The following is a 16,556-nucleotide window of genomic DNA, read 5'->3' on the forward strand; positions in this document are numbered from 1 at the left end:
TTTTCCCAAGGAATCCAAGCAAAGTCCAGTCTTTCCCGAGCGGCCGCCTCAAGACCCGCCGCGCCACACCCCCGAAGCTGGGCGCGCCGGCCCTCGCCGGCACGCTCGCGTGCAGTCGCGATGCCCGCGCCTGCACAGGGTGAGCGACGCGTCGCCATGGCGCAACCAGTCCGCGGGGAAGGGTTTTCTCCGCGGTCGTCCACACCCATGCAAGGAGAGACCCATGAACCGCAAGTACCCACAGTGCGCACTGGCCATCGCCGCCATCCTGTCCGCCAATGTCTACGCGCAGCACTACGGCGCGTGGAGCAACGCGCAGCTTGCGCCCGGCGTCAACACCGCGGCCGCCGAAGGCTGTCCGATCGAGTCGCCGGACGGGGACAACCTGTACTTCATGTCCACCCGCAATGGCGGCCTGGACAACTGGCGCGCCACGCGGAATGTCGCGATGCGCAGCTGGGACCACGTCACCAACCTCGGCGCACCGGCGAATTCGCCCACGGCCGCCGACTACTGTCCCACGCCGTTGCCCGGCAAGTGGCTGCTGTTCGTCAGCTCGCGGCAGAACGCCGAGGATTGCACCGGCTGCAAGGCGATGCCGCCGCCGCCGCCCGGCAGCCCGCCGGCCGGCGACATCTTTCTGACCCGCGAGAATCCCGCGCACGGCTGGGCGACGCCGGTGGATCTGGGCGGCTATGCGGACGGTGGCCCGAACACCAAGGGTTCGGAATACAGCCCGTCGGTAGTGAAAACCGCCCAGGGTACCTTCCTGTACTTCTCCAGCGATGGTTATCCGGACAGCAAGGGCCATGACATCTACATGAGCCGCCAGCGTGCCGACGGCAGCTTCGGGCCCGGCGTGCGCGTGGCCGAGCTGAGTACCGATGCCGCCGACCTGATGCCCAACGTGCGCAGGGACGGGCTGGAAATCGTGTTCAGCAGCAACCGGGCCAGCGCCGATCCGCGCAACCAGGACATCTGGTACGCCACGCGCCCGAACACCGCTTCGCCATGGACGGTGCGCGGCCGGATCGAGAATCCCGCGGTCAACACGGCGGACGGCGCGGAAACCCGCGCCACGCTGTCCAGCGACGGCACCCGCCTGTACTTCGGCCGCAAGCACTTCGCCCAGGTGCCGGCCGACCCGGGCGATGTCTACGTCAGCACGCGCGTCAGGTTGACGTGGGGACGCGGCCACGACGAGCACCACGGGCACGACGATCGCCACGGGCGCGGCCGGTCCCACGATCACCACGGACACGGCACGCACTGAACCCTGCGTCGGCGGGACGGAACATGCGGTCGCGGCGGTGGTCGTCGCCGCGACCGCATGCGCAGCCGGAGCCCGCTCGTCCGTGCCGCGGGGGAGGCATCACGTGCATCGCGTGACCCGCTTGCCGCATCATGTGCCGATGATCGCCGCATTCCCGAATGTGCCCCGTGTGGTGCTCGACACCAACGTGTGCCTGGACATCTTCCTGTTCCACGATGCGCAGTCCGCCGCGCTGCACGTGGCGATGCACGAGGGCCGCATCCAGGCGGTGACGCGCGCCGACTGCCGCGCCGAATGGCTGCGCGTGCTGCACTATCCGCAGGTGCCGCTCACCGCCGAAGCACGGCCCGGCGTCGAGGCCGCGTTCGATGCCCTGGTGCACTGCCTGCCCGACGATCAGGCCACGGCGTCGCCCGAGATGCCGCTTCCGCGCTGCGGGGATCCGGACGATCAGAAATTCCTGGAACTGGCACAGGCCGCGGGTGCGCGCTGGCTGGTCAGCAAGGACAACGAGTTGCTGAAGCTGGCCCCGCGCTGCAAGCGCGACGCGCTGTTCTGGATCGGCCTGCCGCAGGCGTGGTCGTTGCGCCACGCTTGACGATCGCGTCACCCGGAGCCGTGCTTCACTGGCCCGGCCATCCGCGGAGACACGCCATGCTCACGCCCCACACCATCGACTGCCCGTACTGCGGCGAACCCGTCGAAATCCTGCTCGACGCATCGATCCCCAGCCAGCAATACATCGAGGACTGCCAGGTATGCTGCCGCCCGATCACGCTGACAGTGGACGTGGACGACGACGGCGCGATCGCGGTGCGTGCCCGCGGCGAGAACGACGCCTGAGCGAACTTCATGCCAGCGCGCTCCGCGCGCGATGCTCTTGCGAATCCCGAATCCGTGGGCAGAGCATCGCGCACAGGGTGCGCTCCTACAGGGCGTCGATGTCCTGCGCGAGCAACGCGGCGCGGGTGGCTTCGTCGCTGGCCGGGGTGACCGGGCGGGTGAGCTCCCACAGCATGCGCGCGCGAAAGCCCAGCGCCACGGCGTCCTGCGCGGTCCACAGCACGCACACGTCGCGCGCCAGTCCGCACACCACCACCTCGTCCACGCCGCGCTCGCGCAGCCAGCCGGCCAGGCCGGTGCCGGGGCGCGTGCCTTGCGGGCCGTGGTTTTCGCGAAAGCCGCTGTAGGAATCCACGCCCGGGTCGCTGCCCTTGCGGATCACTGCGTCCAGCGCCGACCAGTCCACCTGCGGATGCAGCGCGGCGCCCGCCGTGCCCTGCACGCAGTGATCCGGCCACAGGGTCTGCGGCTGGCCATGCAGGGTGATCTCGTCGAACGGCGCACGGCCCGGATGCGAGCTGGCGAACGACGCGTGGCCGCGCGGATGCCAGTCCTGCGTGGCCACCACATGGCGAAAGCGGCGCGCGCGCAGCAGCGCGTCGATGCCGTCGATGATCGCGTCGCCGTCGTGGCAGGCCAGCGCTCCGCCGGGCATGAAGTCGGGCTGCACGTCGACCACGATCAGGGCCGTCGTGGCGGAAACGGCGTGAGTCATGCAGACTGCTCCGGACAGGTGGAGCGGCAGTCTAGCGTGCGCGCGCGGCAGGCGGACACGCGCGCGGCATCCCGAAGGGGCAGAGCAGTGCATTACGACCAATCATGGATGGGCAGTGGCATCGTCGGCGGCCTGCAGGCCGGCGCGATCTCGGCAGCGGCCGGGCTACTGCTGTTCCTGGCGCTGCACTGGCTGGGCCGACGCCGCGGCTGGAGCGCCGCGCGCAAGATCGGCTGGGCGTTCCTGCTGGCCTGCGTGCTCACCGTCAGCGGCGACCTGTGGGACATGTTCTATCTCAACTACGCCAACCTGCAGTCGATCGCCCTGCTGCAAGCGGTGCTGGCCGGCATGCACGATCCGGAGCACCTCGGCCTGCGCGTGCTGTGCGAGTTGCTCGGCGTGTCGCTGGGCATCGGCGTGGGGTACGCATCGTGCGGTGGGGATCGACGCAGCCGTGGCGGCAGCGACGCACGGACGTGATGGCGAGTTGACCGTCCATCTCCGGATGGCGAGCCTCGCTCTCGCGCAGTGAACTCAAGCCGTCGGCTGCACCCGATTTGCAAGTGATCGACGCGCCGATGGCACTCGTCATCCGGGAGTCGCCTCCGTGCGCCGGTGCGCGACGCCAGCGCCATCGCATCGCCGTCCGGGAGAATTTCATGCCGACTTCAGCGCCAGTCCTGGCCAGGATCGCCTAGAGCGACAGCATGGTTGGCCCGTAGCATGGCGCTCGGTTCGTCGATGCGTCGGGAGCGCACTCCATGCGCATCCAATGCGTGATGAACCAGGCCACGGGGGGCCTTTGCTGGAGGGGAACATGAATACTTGCGCACGCAAATCGCGTCCGCGATGCGCCAGCCTGTCGCTGTTGACGCCCGGATGCAGTTTGCCGCGCTATGCGGCACCGACAAAGGCCCGGAAAAAGGCACCGGCACCCGCCGCGACTGCCTTGCGCACCACCAGCTTGTTGCCAACGGTACGGCATCGGCAGGCCCGCCTACCCAAGCCGAGCGGGCGCCCGCCGCAATCGTCGTCGAAGGCTCACCTGTACGCCGACTACGGTCGCCCGGAGCGCAATCCGTCGGCTTCGCTGCGCATGAGCGTGGCGGCCGCCGCCACCCATGATGTCAACGCGTTTGCGTCGGCCGGCGGCAGCAGCCTGGTCACCTTGGTACGCAACTCGTCGGTGGACGCTTGCATCGACACCTTGTTCAGCGTGACTGGTGCCAGCGCCGGCCAGGTGTTCAACCAGGCGAAGATGGTCACCATCGCCAACGCACTGCAATCCGGTGCACCCGGTCACACGAAATGCGGACGCGCTTCGCCGGCTTTTTTGGCGTATTCGCTACTCGACGCGGGCGTTTCCGCCTATCTCCGCACACCCGACCGGTTCAATCTTTCGCAGGTCCAGAGCCGCTGGGGGTGGGCGCGGCGAAGTCGGAGATCGCCGGGAACAGGCCCTGGACAGTTTGATCTGCATGCAGGATCGGCACTCGAGATCCTGTGCTGGAGCGCGAGCGTCACCGTCTCTTGGGGAGGTGGCGTGAAGCACATCCGTTCACGCCGGCAAATTCGCAGGAGTGACCGAATCCCCGCGAAATCCATCCCGGTGGCGCGCAGCAACACCAGAAGGATCAGATTTTCGTCAGTCGCCGTTGTTTGTTCCCTCACAGAGCTGGAGCAGGCTCCGAATGTCTGCTCCTCCAAGGAGATTTCAGCATGAACCGTACGCGACCCCCGACTTTCAAGACGACGTTAAAGACATCGTCACTTGCCCTTCTCTTGGTCTTGTTCTCGCAAAGTGTCTTGGCATCGGGCGTGAGCCAGCACAAGCGTTCGATGCGACCCGCTCCGGCGGCAAATGCCAATGCGGTGAAGGCGATCGTGCACGCCAAGTCCGGTACTCCCGACTTCCGCCCCAGGCCGCCTGTCGGCGCTCGGCTCCCTGAACGCTATCTGGACTACGACCACAGCCCACAGACCTCATCTGCACGGTTCATCGTCGACAACTCGACCCAGGCAAAGCATTTCGCGCAGCTCGACACCAGGAGCCATACCGCTGCAGTTGCCGCTGCAGTTGCCAGTTGCGACACGAATGCCTTCGCCAGTGCCTCGAGCAGCACGATGGGCGAGTTGGTCCGGACCTCTACACTCGATTGCCTCAATACGCTCTTCAGCGTTTCGGGAAGTACCGGCGCCTCGGTGTTCTCGGCGAGCAAGATGAGCGCGGTGGCGAACTACGCCGCCGCGTATGCCGCGTCGTATCCGGGCGATGACACCACCGGCGTGCAGCAATTCGCGTTGTATCTCCGCGCTGGATATTACGTCCAGTATTACAACTCGAGCTCGATCCCCACGTACCCGTCCAGTGTCACTTCAGGCGTGACTGCGTATCTGGATGCCTTCTTTGCCAGCTCGCACAGTTACGACGTGAATGACGCCCACGGCGCGGTGTTGAATGAGGTCATTACCCTGACGGCCAGCTCAAATCAGGAAGCCCGCTACGCAAGCAGGTACAAGGCGCTGTTGAACGATTACAACAGCAGCTACAACGCCTATTACAACATGCAGGCGGCGATGGATTCGGTTCTGACTGCATATTTCCAGGGTGCCTGGCAGCCGGACTGGGTCAGCACGGTGAACTCCGATACTTCGATGGTCACCACGTTGTACGACTTCGTCACCCATAGCAGCTTCAACGCCAACACTTCCAACGAATGGTTGACGCGTGACGCTGCCGGCGAACTGGCGCACTTCCTCGACAACACCGTCTACGCGGCCAATGTCGTCAGTACGGCCAAGCCCTTGGTGGCCGGCGTCATCTCCAGCTACAACTACACCAACAACGGTCCGTCGATCTTCATTGCCGCGGTGTCCGGTCAGGATTACTACGACAGCGCGAACTGCAGCTATTACGGGACCTGCAACACCAAGGCGGACGTCAAGGCGTATGTGCAAGGGCAGACGTATCAGTGCCCCGGCGATGCGATCAAGATCGTTTCACAGGGCATGACGGCACAACAGTTCAGCGATTCCTGCGCCACGCTCCACAATGAGGTCGCCTATATTCATGGCCTCATGCAAGACTCCGGCGCGGTTGCCGGCGACAACACGATCGGCCTCGAAATCGACGAGTTCAACTCTTCAGCTGATTACGCGACCTACGCCGGCTACCTGTATGGCATCAGCACCAACAATGGCGGCTTGAGCATGGAGGGTGACCCCTCGCAGCCCGGCAATGTCGCTCATTTCTACTGCTATCACGCCGATTGGATCACGGCCGACTGGGAGATCTGGAATCTCTGGCACGAGTTCACGCACTACATGGATGCCAAGTACGACCTGGCGGGGGATTTTTCCGCTGCACCGACGTCGAATGCCGACCTTCCTTATTCGACCGTGTGGTGGATCGAAGGCTTCGCGGAGTACGTCAGTTATTCGTATCGCAATCTGGTTGATTCGGGGGCCGTCAGCACCGCCACGAATCACTCCTACACTCTCCCGACGCTGTTCGACAATACGTACGACATGTCCAACTATGAGGACAGGACGTATCCGGGCGGCTATCTCGCTGTCAACTTCATGATCAACAACCATCGTGCGGACATCGACACGATGTTGGGGATCTTCCGCGCGGGTGCATACGGCACCAGCTACCACACGTTCATGGACGGTATTCGCAACAGCTACAGCTCGGAGTTCGAAGCGTTCGAAACCTGCTTCGCGAACAACGGTGGTACCGGCGGCTGTGGCGGCGGTGGCGGTGGCGGTGGCCCGACGGCATCGCTCAGCTCGGGCAGCCTGACCTTTGGCAGCACGAATGTGGGGTCCACGAGTGCGGCCCAGAACGTGTCGTTGATCAACAACGGTCCTGGCACGCTTTCGGTCAGCTCGGTGTCGATATCGGGCGACTACTTGCAAACCAACAATTGCAACTCCGCGCTGCCGAGCGGATCAAGCTGCACCGTTTCCGTGACTTTCAAGCCGACAGCAAGCGGAACGCGGACGGGCAGCTTGACCGTCAGCGACAACGCAACCAACGGTCCGCAGACGGCCAGTCTCACGGGCACCGGGGCCAGCAGCTCCGGCAGCGTGCTGACGAATGGTGTGGGCGTGGCGATTTCAGATGCGTCAGCCAATCATCCGCAGAACTGGACGATGGTGGTGCCTGCAGGAGCCACGAACCTGGTGTTCTCGATATCGGGAGGCACGGGTGATGCAGACCTGTACGTGAAGTTCGGTTCTGCGGCAACCACGAGCAGTTACGATTGCCGCCCGTATATCGGTGGCAACAACGAAACCTGCACGATTGCCAATGTGCAAGCGGGTACCTACTCCGTGATGGTGAATGGGTATTCGGCGTACTCGGGCGTGACGCTGAAGGGTAGCTATGCCGGCGGCGGTACCGGGGGCGGTGGCAACATCAGCTTCGCGGGAACTGTCGCTACGCAGGGCGGTTACGCCTATACCCCTCAATTCACGAGTGGGGCGGGGAACGCGACGGCGACGCTCAGTGTTCCGTCGGGTACCCAATGGAGATTCGATGTGATCGACAACAGCGCCAACCAGGTGCTGAAGGAAAAGAGCGGTAGCGGCCCACTGAATCTCACGTTCACGGCGACCGCGGGGCATAGTTACAGCTTCTTCGTGGAATCCACCTTGGGATCGGGCGCTTGGTCGATTACGGGATCGCATCCTTAATCTTCGAAAGCGTATCGCTCTAAGCTCTCAAATGGATGACAGGGCCGGCCCCGCAGCGGGGCCGGCCCCCTCGGCCAGCGGAAGACGCAGGTGTACTGGAGTTGACGCAACGAGCAGCGCGTCGATGACGCGCGCCCGGGGTAGCCAGTTCACCGATCGCTTCACCCGCAAGGCCAAAGCACGGACCGGCCAGCACGCGTTCGATCGCGAGTGCGCCTTGTTCGGCATCCAGCGCCGCCTGATCATCGCCCGCCATCCGCAGACCAACGGCATGGTCGAGCACTTCAGCGAGCGCATCAGCGACATACTGGCGACCACGCGCTTTCGCTCGCGTGAGAATCTCCACGCCACGATCGAGCGCCACCAGACGCTTTATAACGACCGCCTGCCGCGGCCTGACGTGACGTAACGTCTTCGGCTTCCATACATGTCGGTTCACTACAATTTGTGTGGGGTCGTACACGGTTTTTGCTATTTCCGACGGTTACCGTCGAATCGGGCAAATCGGGGTGGGGAATGCGGGACAGATGGGAGTGGCAGGCGACCTTTCTGGGTCGCATTGCATCGCAGGGTTATGTCGAGGGCCTGTTCGATCGCCTTGCCGACATCGTGTATTCGATCAAGGATCGCCAGGGACGCTACGTATTGATGAGCGCCGCAGCGGTCGCGCGTTGCCATTTGCCGAGCAAGGCGCATGCGGTCGGCCTGACTGCTTTCGACCTGTTTCCGGCACCCATGGCCGAGCGCTACGCACGACAGGACGAGCAGGTTTTCCGCACGGGCAAACCAGTGCTGGACAGCCTCGACCTTACGCTGTATCCGGATCACGCCACTGGCTGGTGCATTTCCACCAAGATGCCGTTGCACGACAGTGCCGGCCAAGTGGTCGGCCTCGCATGCGTCTCGCGCGATCTGCACGAACCGGGACGTTCGGCGATGATCGATAGCGCCTTCGCCGATGCCGTCGAGTACATGCACGCGCACCTGTGCGAGCCGTTGCGCGAGATGCAGTTGGAGCGTCTGAGCGGATTGACTGCCGCCCAGTTCGAGCGGCGCATGCGCAAGCTGTTCCAGCTTTCGCCAGCGCGCTATTTGCTCAAGTTGCGCATTGATTCGGCCGCCCAGTGGCTGGTTCGCACCGACAAACCCATCGGCGAGATCGCCCAGCTCACTGGCTTCTGCGACCAGAGCGGCTTGTCGCGGCACTTCCGCAATCTTACCGGCCTCACTCCTCGCCAATACCGCCAGCTTAACCGCCCCGGGATTTGAGGGGCTCCAACTCCTGAGAGGATGGAGCCATGAGCAAGTCCACGAAGTATTCCCCCGAACTTCGCGAGCGCGCGGCCCGCATGGCGCAGGAGCACCGCGGAGATTACCCATCGCTGTGAACCGCGGTGGAGTCGATGGCGCCGAAGATCGGCTGTGTGCCGGCAACCTTGCTGGGCTAGGCGCAGCGGCATGAGGTCGACACCCGTGTCCGCGGCGTCGTAACCGCGGCTGAGGCGCAGCGAGTGAAAGAACTCGAGCGTGAGGTCAAGCAGCTGCGTCGGGCCAACGAGATCCTGAAGTTGGCGACATCCCTGTGTTCTGCCGCTGAATTCAACGCACGCCATGCACCAAGCGATTGATGAGCGGCGGAATCAGCAGCAGGATACCCGCGCCGGCAAGAAGCCGGAAACTGATCGGTGCCCGTGGCGAGCTGATTCCCAAGTGTCTGATAGTCCGGTTGCCGGTTCCAAGGTCTTGGCGTCAATGCTCATGCGCGCCCTCGGCAGCGCTGGAGGCCGTCGTGCAGCAAACGCCGGACAGGTGCGCCATGTGGCGGGCGCTCAGTCGTCATCGCGGCCCAGGTCGAGCAAGTGGGCCGGCAGTCCGCTGCGCGCGCCCCAGTGGTAGATGAGCAGCGCCACGACGGTGGCGGCCAGCGAATCCCAGGGATGGCCGAGGAGGTTGCTGCCGCCGAAGCTGCCCAGGCAGGACAATGCGATGAGCAGCGCGTAGTAGGCGACCAGCCACCACGACGAATACACCTCCTGGCGCAGTTTGGAGCGGCCTTCGGGCGACGGCAGCCTGCACAGGACATGGATCGCGAACAGCACGATCTGCAGGCCCAGCAGCCATGACACGGTTTGCCAGCTCGACCAGTACACGATCAGGGTAGCCACCATGAAGGAGAGCGGCCCGAGCAGGCCGAAGCCACGTACCAGGAACGGTCGCGGCAGTTCCGGTGCGGTGCGGCGCAGGGCGGCCACGGTGATCGGCGCCACGGCATAGCTCAGCACCAGGGCCGCCGACACCACGCTGATCAGGGCTTCCCACGAAGGGAACGGCAAGGTCCAGAACACCGACAGCGCAAAGCTCAGCCACAGCGCGGGGCGCGGGATGCCGGAGTCGGCATCGACGCGCGCGAACAGCTTGAAGAACGAGCCACTGCGTGCCCAGCCGTAGACCACGCGAGGCGTGGCGTTCATGTAGATGTTGCCGGTGCCGCTGGGCGAGATCGCCGCATCGCATACCACCAGCGCAGCCAGCCAGCCGATGCCCAGGGTGATGGCGATATCGTGGTAGGGCAGCGAGAACATCGCACCGATCCCGCCCCAGCCCTGCGCCAGCATGTGCGTGGGGATACTGCCCAGAAAGGCCACCTGCAGCAGCAGGTAGATCGCCGTGGACAGGAGCACCGAGAGGATCAGCGCGATCGGGATCGTGCGCTGCGGGTCGCGCACCTCGCTGGCCACCGAGATGATCGGGGTCAGTCCCAGGTAGGCGAAGATGACGCCGCCGGCGGAGACCGCTCCCTCCACGCCACTGAAGCCGTAAGGTGCAAAACCGTGCAGGCTCATGTTCTGTGGCTGGAAGTGGGACAGCAGCACCACGATGACCAGCAGGGGCACCAGGAATTTGAAGATGCTGACGAGGTTGTTGGCCCGGGCAAAGGTCTTCACGCTGAAATAGTTGAGCGCAAAGAACAGCGTCAGCAGCGCCAGCTGCACCAGCCAGCCCAGCAGGGCGGGGGCGCCGCTTGCGTCGCGATTCAAGGCGGGAAACCAGGCGGCCGCATATTGGCGGCAGGCCACGGTCTCGATGGCGATGAGGCTGGAGAACGCGATGAGGGTGATGAAGCCCATCAGCGAACCCAGCAACCGGCCGTGCGAGTATTCCGGATAGCGCACCACGCCCCCGGCACGCGGCAACGCCGCACCCAGCTCGCAGTACACCAGGCCCAGCAGCAGCACCGCCGCACCGCCGATCAGCCAGGACAATATCCCGGCTGGTCCGGCGATGGCCGAGACATGGCTGGCCGCGAACAACCAGCCTGAGCCGAAGATGGCACCCAGGCCGATAAAGGTGAGGTCGGTGAGGCTCAGCTGTCGATGAAACTTTCCGGTCGAGGACATGGGGCGTGATCCGGCAACGGCTTGGAGGGGGCCTGCGACCGCAACGCACGGGTACAGGGAAGTGAGTGCGGGCGTGGGCGCTGCGTTGGCCTGCGGCCGCGCAGCACCGCGGTGGTCAGGGCGACTTGCAGGGCTTTTCGTCGGCGTAGGGCGACTTGCCGCCTTCGGCGATGAAATGGTCGACCTGCTGCTGCAACACCGGCAGCGGCACCGAACCGAGCGCCAGGACGGTGTCGTGGAAGGCGCGCAGGTCGAAGCGCTCGCCCAGCGCCTTTTCGGCGCGCGCACGTGCATCCACGATGGCCATTTCGCCAAGGTAGTAAGCCAGCGCCTGGCCCGGCCACGCGATGTAGCGATCCACTTCTGTTTCGATCTCGTGTTCGCCCAGCGCGGTGTACTCGCGCAGGTAGTCGAGTGCCTGTTCGCGACTCCATTGCAGATGGTGGATGCCGGTATCGACCACCAGCCGGCAGGCGCGCCACATCTGGTAGCCGAGGTAGCCGAAGCGCTCCCAGGGCGTGTCGTACAAACCCATTTCCACGCCGAGCCGTTCCGAGTACAGCGCCCAGCCTTCGGTATAGGCGGAGAGGTGGTTGCTGCGGCGGAATGCCGGCAAATCCTCCTGCTCGGCCGCCAGCGGCATCTGCAGGGCATGGCCGGGAGAGGATTCGTGCAGGGTCAGTGCGGTGAGGGCATACAGCGGGCGCGATGGAAGGTCGCCGGTGTTGACCATGTAGTAGCCGGCGCCCCCGCGGCCGCCGGTATAGAACGGCGCCAGATCCGCCGGCACCGGCTCGATCACGAAGCGCTGGCGTGGCAGCCGGCCGATGTACTGGCCGATTTTTCCATTGACCCGGTTGGCGATCCAGGCGGCCTGCCTGAGCAGTTCGTCGGCGCTCTTCGGGTAGAACTTCGGATCGGTGCGCAGGTCATGCAGGAACGCAGCGAAGCTCCCCTGGAAGCCGGTCTCGCGGATGGCCTGTTCCATCTCCGCGTGCAGGCGCGCCACCTCGCGCAGACCCAGCGCATGGATCGCATCGGGGCTCATGTCCAGCGTGGTGAACTTGCGGACCTGCGCGCGGTAGAACGCCTCGCCGTCCGGCATCGCCTCGGCGGCGAGGCTGTCGCGCGCCTGCTTCATGTACACGTTGCGCATGAAGTCGAGCAGCCGCGCGTGGGCCGGCGCCACGGCATCATGGATGGCCGCCAGGCCGGCGGCGCGCAGGCGCGCCTGTTCGTCCGCCGGCATGTTTGCGGGCATCTGCCGGAACGGCGTGTAGAACAGGCTGTCCACGCCGCGTGCATCGACCACCGCGGCGATCGCCTGATCGCGTCCGGCCAGGGCCACCCGCGGCACGCTGAAGCCGCGCGCAAGGCCGGCACGCATGTTCGCGATCTGCTCGTCGAAGTAGCGTGGGATGTCACGCAGCAGTCCGATGTAGCGGCGGTAGTCGGCGACGTTGCGCAGCGGCCGACGCGCGGTGAAGCCGAGGTTGGCCCAGAACGAGGTGTCGCTGTTGAACGGCATCTGCCAGGTGCGGAAGTGCTGGTCGGCCAGCAGGGTTTCGACCTGGTTGCGGTAGACCAGGTAACTGACCTGCTCGTCGCGGTGCAATGCATCGACGGGGATGGCGTCGAGCTGGTTCAGCACATCGGTCCAACAGCGTTCGCGCAGGGACTGGGTGGCGGCGTCGACGCGCGGCAGGTGATCGGCCAGTTGCGCCTGGACGTCTTCTTCGTCGGCGCCGGCGAACTGGGCCTGCCGCCACGTCCATTCCTGAGAGGAGAGCGCGCGGAAGCGTCCGGCGTGATCGTCGCTCGCCGCCGTGGCGATGGAGGCGATGCCGGGGCGGTCGGTCAAGTCGAACATGGCGGCGCTCCGATGGCGTGGATCAGGGCATGCGGGTCAGGCAAACGGCTGGTCGATGGCGGGCGACGGTTCGGTGAACCAGGCGGCGCCGTCGGCGGTGACGTGGAAATGGTCTTCCAGGCGGATGCCGAAGCGGTCGGGCAGCACGATCATCGGTTCGTTGCTGCAGCACATGCCCGGCTCCAGCGCGGTGGTGTCGCCGCGCACCAGGTAGGGCGTCTCGTGGATGCTGAGGCCGCAGCCGTGGCCGGTGCGGTGGGGGATGCCGGGTAACCGGTAATCCGGCCCAAGGCCGGCACGCTCCGCCACCGCGCGCGCGGCGGCGTCCACTGCCTCGCACGGCACGCCGGGGCGTACCGCGTCGAACGCGGCGCGTTGTGCGGCCTGTTCCAGCGACCAGATCCGCGCCTGCTCGGCGGTCGGGCGGCCGTACACGTAGCAGCGGGTGATGTCGGAGTTGTAGCCCTGCACTGCGCAGCCGGTATCGATCAGCACCAGCTCGTTCGCGGTCAGCCGCTGCTCGCCGGGAATACCGTGCGGGTAGGCGGTGGCCTGGCCGAACTGCACGATGCAGAAGGTGGAGCCGTTGTCGGCGCCCAGTGCACGATGCGCCTCGTCGATGAAGCGCACCAGCTCATGGTTGCTGATGCCTTCGTGCAGCACGCCCGCCGCCAGTCGCTGCACCTGCAGCGTCATCGCGGTGGCTTGCTGCATCAGGGCCAGCTCGGCGGCGGACTTGCGCATGCGGCAGCCGTCGATGATCGGGCTGGCGTCGGCGAGGCGATGCTCGCCCAGTACGGCCTGCAGGCGCGTGGCGACGGTGTACGCCGCGGCCGGGTCGAGCGCCAGATTGCCGGCGCCGCGCTCGCGCAGCGCTGCCGCCACCAGGGCATGCGGGTTTTCGTGTTCCTCCCACGCGCGCAGTTCGGCGTCGATTTGCAGCACGTGCTCGAGCGAGCCGGTCTCGAACCCGGGGCAGACCAGAATGGGCTTGCCGCGCGTCGTCAGCAGCAAACCGACCAGTCGCTCGCTGGCGCCCCAGGCGATCCCCGTGAAGTAGCGCAGCGATGCGCCGGCGGTGACCAGCAGCGCATCGGCGCCATGCTCGCGCATCAGCAGGCGCGCGTGCAGAAGGCGCTGCTGGTACTCGTCGCGACCGATCGAAGCGGCGACGACCGGCCAGCGCGTCAGGCCGGCGCGTGCCCGGGCGAGGTCGAGGCCGCCGATCTGTCGATGGGTGTGCGCATTCGTCATGGTGCAGGACTCCGTTCGGGCTCAAGGTCGTCGTTGCGCCAGCAGCCATCCACCTGTCGCGCGACGCCGCCGGGGTTGCGATCACGCAGCTCCGGCGGCAGCAGCGCATCGGCGACGTTGTCGTAGCAGTGCAGCGCGGCGAAGCGGCGGATCGCGGCCGGCATGCCCACCGCGGTGAAGCCCGGGTGGCTGGTGCTCGGGTATGGCCCGCCGTGGTTCATCGCGGCGCTCACGGCGACGCCCGTAGGCATGCGATTGGCGATCAGGCGGCCGACGCGCGGGCGCAGGACTCGCGCCAGCGGTGCCATGTCGTCGCTGCCATCGGTGGCGCCGTAAAGCGTGCCGGTAAGGTTGCCTTCGAGGCTTGCCGCCAAGGCCAGCATCTCGTCGGCATCGCGTGTGCGCACCAGCAGGCTGGCCGGACCGAACGCCTCGCGCTGGAACTCGGCGGGATGCTTGAGGAACGAGCGCGCGCTGATCTGCAGCAAGGTGGGTCGGTAGCGGTAGCCCGGCCCGGCCGAAGCGCCGCCGACGAGGCAAGTGGCGCCCCAGTCGCGCAGCGCGCCCACTGCCTGGTCGAGTTGCTCCAGCACGCCACGGGAGAACAGCACGCCCGGCGGTGCGGCATGGAACAGCGCGAGGGCGGTGCTGACGAAAGCGTCGCCGGCGGCATCCTCCGGCACCACGACGAGCCCCGGGTTGGTGCAGAACTGCCCGCTGCCTGTCGTGCACGAGGCGAAAAATTCCTGCGCCAGCGCGGCACCGCGTTCGGCCAGCGCGCCTGGCAACAGGAACACCGGATTGATGCTGGACATTTCCATGTATGCCGGAATGCCCGCCTGGTCGGCGGCGGCCTTCAGGGCAAGGCCTCCCTTGCGGCTGCCGGTGAAGCCGATCGCGCCGAGCCGTGCGTCGCCAGCCAGGCGCCGGCCCAGGCACTGGTCGAAGTGGTAAAGCATCTGCACCGACGCGGCGGGCAGGCCAGCCTGCAGCAAGGCCCGATGGGCGAGCTCGGCCAGTCGCTGGCTGGTCGCCGGATGCGACGGGTGTGCCTTGGCGATCACCGGGTTGCGCGCCGCGATGGCCGAGGCAAAGTCGCTGCCGGCGACGGCGTTGAACGCCAGCGGGAAGTTGTTGGGGCCGAAGATCAGCACCGGTTTGTGCAGGGGAGCGTAATGCGCGCGCAGGCCGGCGGCGGTATCGATCACCGGCTGTGTCCAGGCGAAGCTGCGCACCGCCCGTGCCGCCAGCCGCAGCTGCCGGCTGGTGCGCGGCAGTTCCACCTTGGCCAGCCGGGTGTCCGCCGGCAGCGCCGTCTCCGCATGCGCCAGCGCAACCAATGTCGCCGCGTCGTCGTCAATGGCCTGGGCGTAGCCGTCGAGAAAATCCGCGATGCCCGACGGCGGCGCCCCGGCGAGCTCGTCGGCCACCGCGCAGGCGCTGGTCAACGCTGCTTGCAGATCGCTTTCGCCACTGACCGGGAAGGCCGGCCCGATCGCTTCCCCGCTGGATGGGTCGACGGCGCGGAAGCTTTCGGCTGATTCGCGTGCGGCGCGCCATTCGCCGGCGATCAGCAACGGCTGGACATCCATCTCAGCGCCCCGCGCGGTTGGCGACGGCGGCACGGATCTCGCGCAACGCGGCTTCGCGCTCGGCGCCTTCCAGCACCAGGCGCGGCGCGCGCACGCGCTCGCTGCCCAGGCCCACCACTTCCTGCGCGAGTTTGATCAGCTGCACGAACTTGGGCACGGTGTCCATGCGCAGCGTCGGCAGGAACCAGGCGTAGAGGTCGGCGGTGTTTTCCACACCGCCCGGCTGGCTGGCGCGCTCGAACAGCTGCACCGATTCCCGCGGGAACGCGTTGACCATGCCGGCGATCCAGCCGGTTGCACCCATCTGCAGGCTCTCCACGATGATGTCGTCGACGCCGACCAGGATCTCCAGGCGATCGCCGAGCAGCGCCTTGAGGCCGGCGATGCGACGCACGTCGCCGGAGGATTCCTTCACCGCCTGCACGTTGGGGTGGTCGGCCGCCAGCGCCGCCAGCTGCGCGGGCGAGAAGTCGGTCTTGTAGGCCAGCGGATTGTTGTAGATCATGCACGGCAGATCGGTGGCCGCGATCACCGCCGAGACGTGCGCGCCCATTTCACGCCAGTCGGTGGAATACACGTACGGCGGCAGCACCATCAGCCCGGCGCAGCCGGCCGCCTTGGCCGCGCGCGCCAGTTGCACGGCCTCGCCGGTGGACAGCGCGGCGATGCCGGGGACAACCGGCGCGCCGTCCGATGCCTCGACCAGGGTGCGCATGATCGCGACCTTCTCGTCGAAACTCAGCGTGGCGCCTTCGCCCAGCGAGCCCAGCGGCACAATGCCGGTGCAGCCGGCGTCAAGCATGATGCGAGCGTGCTTGGCGAGGAAGGCGTGGTCGACCTTGCCATCGACCGCGAAAGGCGTGGTGATGGCAGGAATGACGCCACGCCAGATGGACTGCTTGCTCATGCG

Annotated in this window: 14 protein-coding genes and 1 pseudogene; 9 read left to right on the plus strand and 6 right to left on the minus strand. The window is 66.2% G+C overall.

Features of this window, described 5'->3' with window-relative positions; translation table 11 throughout:
* The first annotated feature begins 223 nt into the window (after positions 1-223).
* The 3 genes from ACFCQI_RS09600 (at position 224) to ACFCQI_RS09610 (ending at position 2,116) form a co-directional block, all read left to right on the plus strand.
* Positions 224-1,273 carry a hypothetical protein gene (locus tag ACFCQI_RS09600; RefSeq protein WP_395116114.1) on the plus strand — a complete coding sequence of 350 codons (1,050 nt, stop codon included), beginning with the start codon at positions 224-226 and terminating at the stop codon, positions 1,271-1,273.
* A gap of 139 nt (positions 1,274-1,412) precedes the next feature.
* Entirely contained in the window at positions 1,413-1,871 is a 459-nt protein-coding gene (locus ACFCQI_RS09605; protein ID WP_395121324.1) for a putative toxin-antitoxin system toxin component, PIN family, read from the plus strand.
* Between the two features lie 56 nt (positions 1,872-1,927).
* Positions 1,928-2,116: a CPXCG motif-containing cysteine-rich protein gene (locus ACFCQI_RS09610; RefSeq protein ID WP_395116116.1), complete on the plus strand. Its 189-nt coding sequence runs from the start codon at positions 1,928-1,930 to the stop codon at positions 2,114-2,116.
* Positions 2,117-2,201: 85 nt separating this feature from the next.
* Here the strand turns inward: ACFCQI_RS09610 and pncA are convergent, their stop codons facing one another.
* Positions 2,202-2,831 carry a bifunctional nicotinamidase/pyrazinamidase gene (pncA, locus tag ACFCQI_RS09615; RefSeq protein WP_395116118.1) on the minus strand — a complete coding sequence of 210 codons (630 nt, stop codon included), beginning with the start codon at positions 2,829-2,831 and terminating at the stop codon, positions 2,202-2,204.
* A 108-nt stretch (positions 2,832-2,939) separates the two neighbouring features.
* Between pncA and ACFCQI_RS09620 the strand changes: the two genes are divergently transcribed.
* The 6 genes and pseudogenes from ACFCQI_RS09620 to ACFCQI_RS09645 all read left to right on the plus strand — a co-directional run.
* Positions 2,940-3,311 carry a hypothetical protein gene (locus ACFCQI_RS09620; protein WP_395116120.1) on the plus strand — a complete coding sequence of 124 codons (372 nt, stop codon included), beginning with the start codon at positions 2,940-2,942 and terminating at the stop codon, positions 3,309-3,311.
* Between the two features lie 337 nt (positions 3,312-3,648).
* Entirely contained in the window at positions 3,649-4,554 is a 906-nt protein-coding gene (locus tag ACFCQI_RS09625; RefSeq protein WP_395116122.1) for a M9 family metallopeptidase N-terminal domain-containing protein, read from the plus strand.
* A 95-nt stretch (positions 4,555-4,649) separates the two neighbouring features.
* Positions 4,650-7,532, plus strand: a complete 2,883-nt coding sequence (locus ACFCQI_RS09630) for a collagenase (protein ID WP_395116124.1) — start codon at positions 4,650-4,652, stop codon at positions 7,530-7,532.
* Between the two features lie 124 nt (positions 7,533-7,656).
* Entirely contained in the window at positions 7,657-7,941 is a 285-nt protein-coding gene (locus tag ACFCQI_RS09635; protein WP_395116126.1) for a hypothetical protein, read from the plus strand.
* Between the two features lie 107 nt (positions 7,942-8,048).
* A complete protein-coding gene (locus tag ACFCQI_RS09640) occupies positions 8,049-8,801 on the plus strand; it encodes a helix-turn-helix domain-containing protein (RefSeq protein ID WP_395116128.1) in 753 nt (250 codons plus the stop codon).
* 29 nt (positions 8,802-8,830) lie between these two features.
* Positions 8,831-9,112 (plus strand): annotated as a pseudogene (locus tag ACFCQI_RS09645) (IS3 family transposase); the annotation flags it as partial.
* A gap of 249 nt (positions 9,113-9,361) precedes the next feature.
* On the opposite strand, the gene ACFCQI_RS09650 reads toward ACFCQI_RS09645, so the two are convergent.
* The 5 genes from ACFCQI_RS09650 to ACFCQI_RS09670 form a co-directional block, all read right to left on the minus strand.
* Positions 9,362-10,930 carry an APC family permease gene (locus tag ACFCQI_RS09650; RefSeq protein ID WP_395116130.1) on the minus strand — a complete coding sequence of 523 codons (1,569 nt, stop codon included), beginning with the start codon at positions 10,928-10,930 and terminating at the stop codon, positions 9,362-9,364.
* Positions 10,931-11,045: 115 nt separating this feature from the next.
* Entirely contained in the window at positions 11,046-12,800 is a 1,755-nt protein-coding gene (locus ACFCQI_RS09655; RefSeq protein ID WP_395116132.1) for a DUF885 domain-containing protein, read from the minus strand.
* A gap of 36 nt (positions 12,801-12,836) precedes the next feature.
* Complete coding sequence (locus tag ACFCQI_RS09660) at positions 12,837-14,054, minus strand: M24 family metallopeptidase (RefSeq protein ID WP_395116134.1); 1,218 nt, start codon at positions 14,052-14,054, stop codon at positions 12,837-12,839.
* A complete protein-coding gene (locus ACFCQI_RS09665; protein ID WP_395116136.1) occupies positions 14,051-15,646 on the minus strand; it encodes an aldehyde dehydrogenase (NADP(+)) in 1,596 nt (531 codons plus the stop codon). Before ACFCQI_RS09665 ends, ACFCQI_RS09660 begins: the two co-directional genes overlap by 4 nt.
* Position 15,647: 1 nt before the next feature.
* Positions 15,648-16,553: a dihydrodipicolinate synthase family protein gene (locus ACFCQI_RS09670; protein WP_395116138.1), complete on the minus strand. Its 906-nt coding sequence runs from the start codon at positions 16,551-16,553 to the stop codon at positions 15,648-15,650.
* Positions 16,554-16,556: the final 3 nt, after the last annotated feature.

This window comes from Rhodanobacter sp. FW102-FHT14D06, from assembly GCF_043950705.1.
Taxonomy (GTDB): Bacteria; Pseudomonadota; Gammaproteobacteria; order Xanthomonadales; family Rhodanobacteraceae; genus Rhodanobacter.

Bases quoted from the DNA above. Each gene is read 5' to 3' on its own strand.
- ACFCQI_RS09665 (WP_395116136.1), bottom strand. From the start codon at position 15,646: ATGGATGTCCAGCCGTTGCTGATCGCCGGCGAATGGCGCGCCGCACGC.
- ACFCQI_RS09610 (WP_395116116.1), top strand. From the start codon at position 1,928: ATGCTCACGCCCCACACCATCGACTGCCCGTACTGCGGCGAACCCGTC.
- ACFCQI_RS09620 (WP_395116120.1), top strand. From the start codon at position 2,940: ATGGGCAGTGGCATCGTCGGCGGCCTGCAGGCCGGCGCGATCTCGGCA.
- ACFCQI_RS09670 (WP_395116138.1), bottom strand. From the start codon at position 16,553: ATGAGCAAGCAGTCCATCTGGCGTGGCGTCATTCCTGCCATCACCACG.
- ACFCQI_RS09600 (WP_395116114.1), top strand. From the start codon at position 224: ATGAACCGCAAGTACCCACAGTGCGCACTGGCCATCGCCGCCATCCTG.
- ACFCQI_RS09625 (WP_395116122.1), top strand. From the start codon at position 3,649: ATGAATACTTGCGCACGCAAATCGCGTCCGCGATGCGCCAGCCTGTCG.
- ACFCQI_RS09660 (WP_395116134.1), bottom strand. From the start codon at position 14,054: ATGACGAATGCGCACACCCATCGACAGATCGGCGGCCTCGACCTCGCC.
- pncA (WP_395116118.1), bottom strand. From the start codon at position 2,831: ATGACTCACGCCGTTTCCGCCACGACGGCCCTGATCGTGGTCGACGTG.
- ACFCQI_RS09640 (WP_395116128.1), top strand. From the start codon at position 8,049: ATGCGGGACAGATGGGAGTGGCAGGCGACCTTTCTGGGTCGCATTGCA.
- ACFCQI_RS09605 (WP_395121324.1), top strand. From the start codon at position 1,413: ATGATCGCCGCATTCCCGAATGTGCCCCGTGTGGTGCTCGACACCAAC.
- ACFCQI_RS09655 (WP_395116132.1), bottom strand. From the start codon at position 12,800: ATGTTCGACTTGACCGACCGCCCCGGCATCGCCTCCATCGCCACGGCG.
- ACFCQI_RS09635 (WP_395116126.1), top strand. From the start codon at position 7,657: ATGACGCGCGCCCGGGGTAGCCAGTTCACCGATCGCTTCACCCGCAAG.
- ACFCQI_RS09650 (WP_395116130.1), bottom strand. From the start codon at position 10,930: ATGTCCTCGACCGGAAAGTTTCATCGACAGCTGAGCCTCACCGACCTC.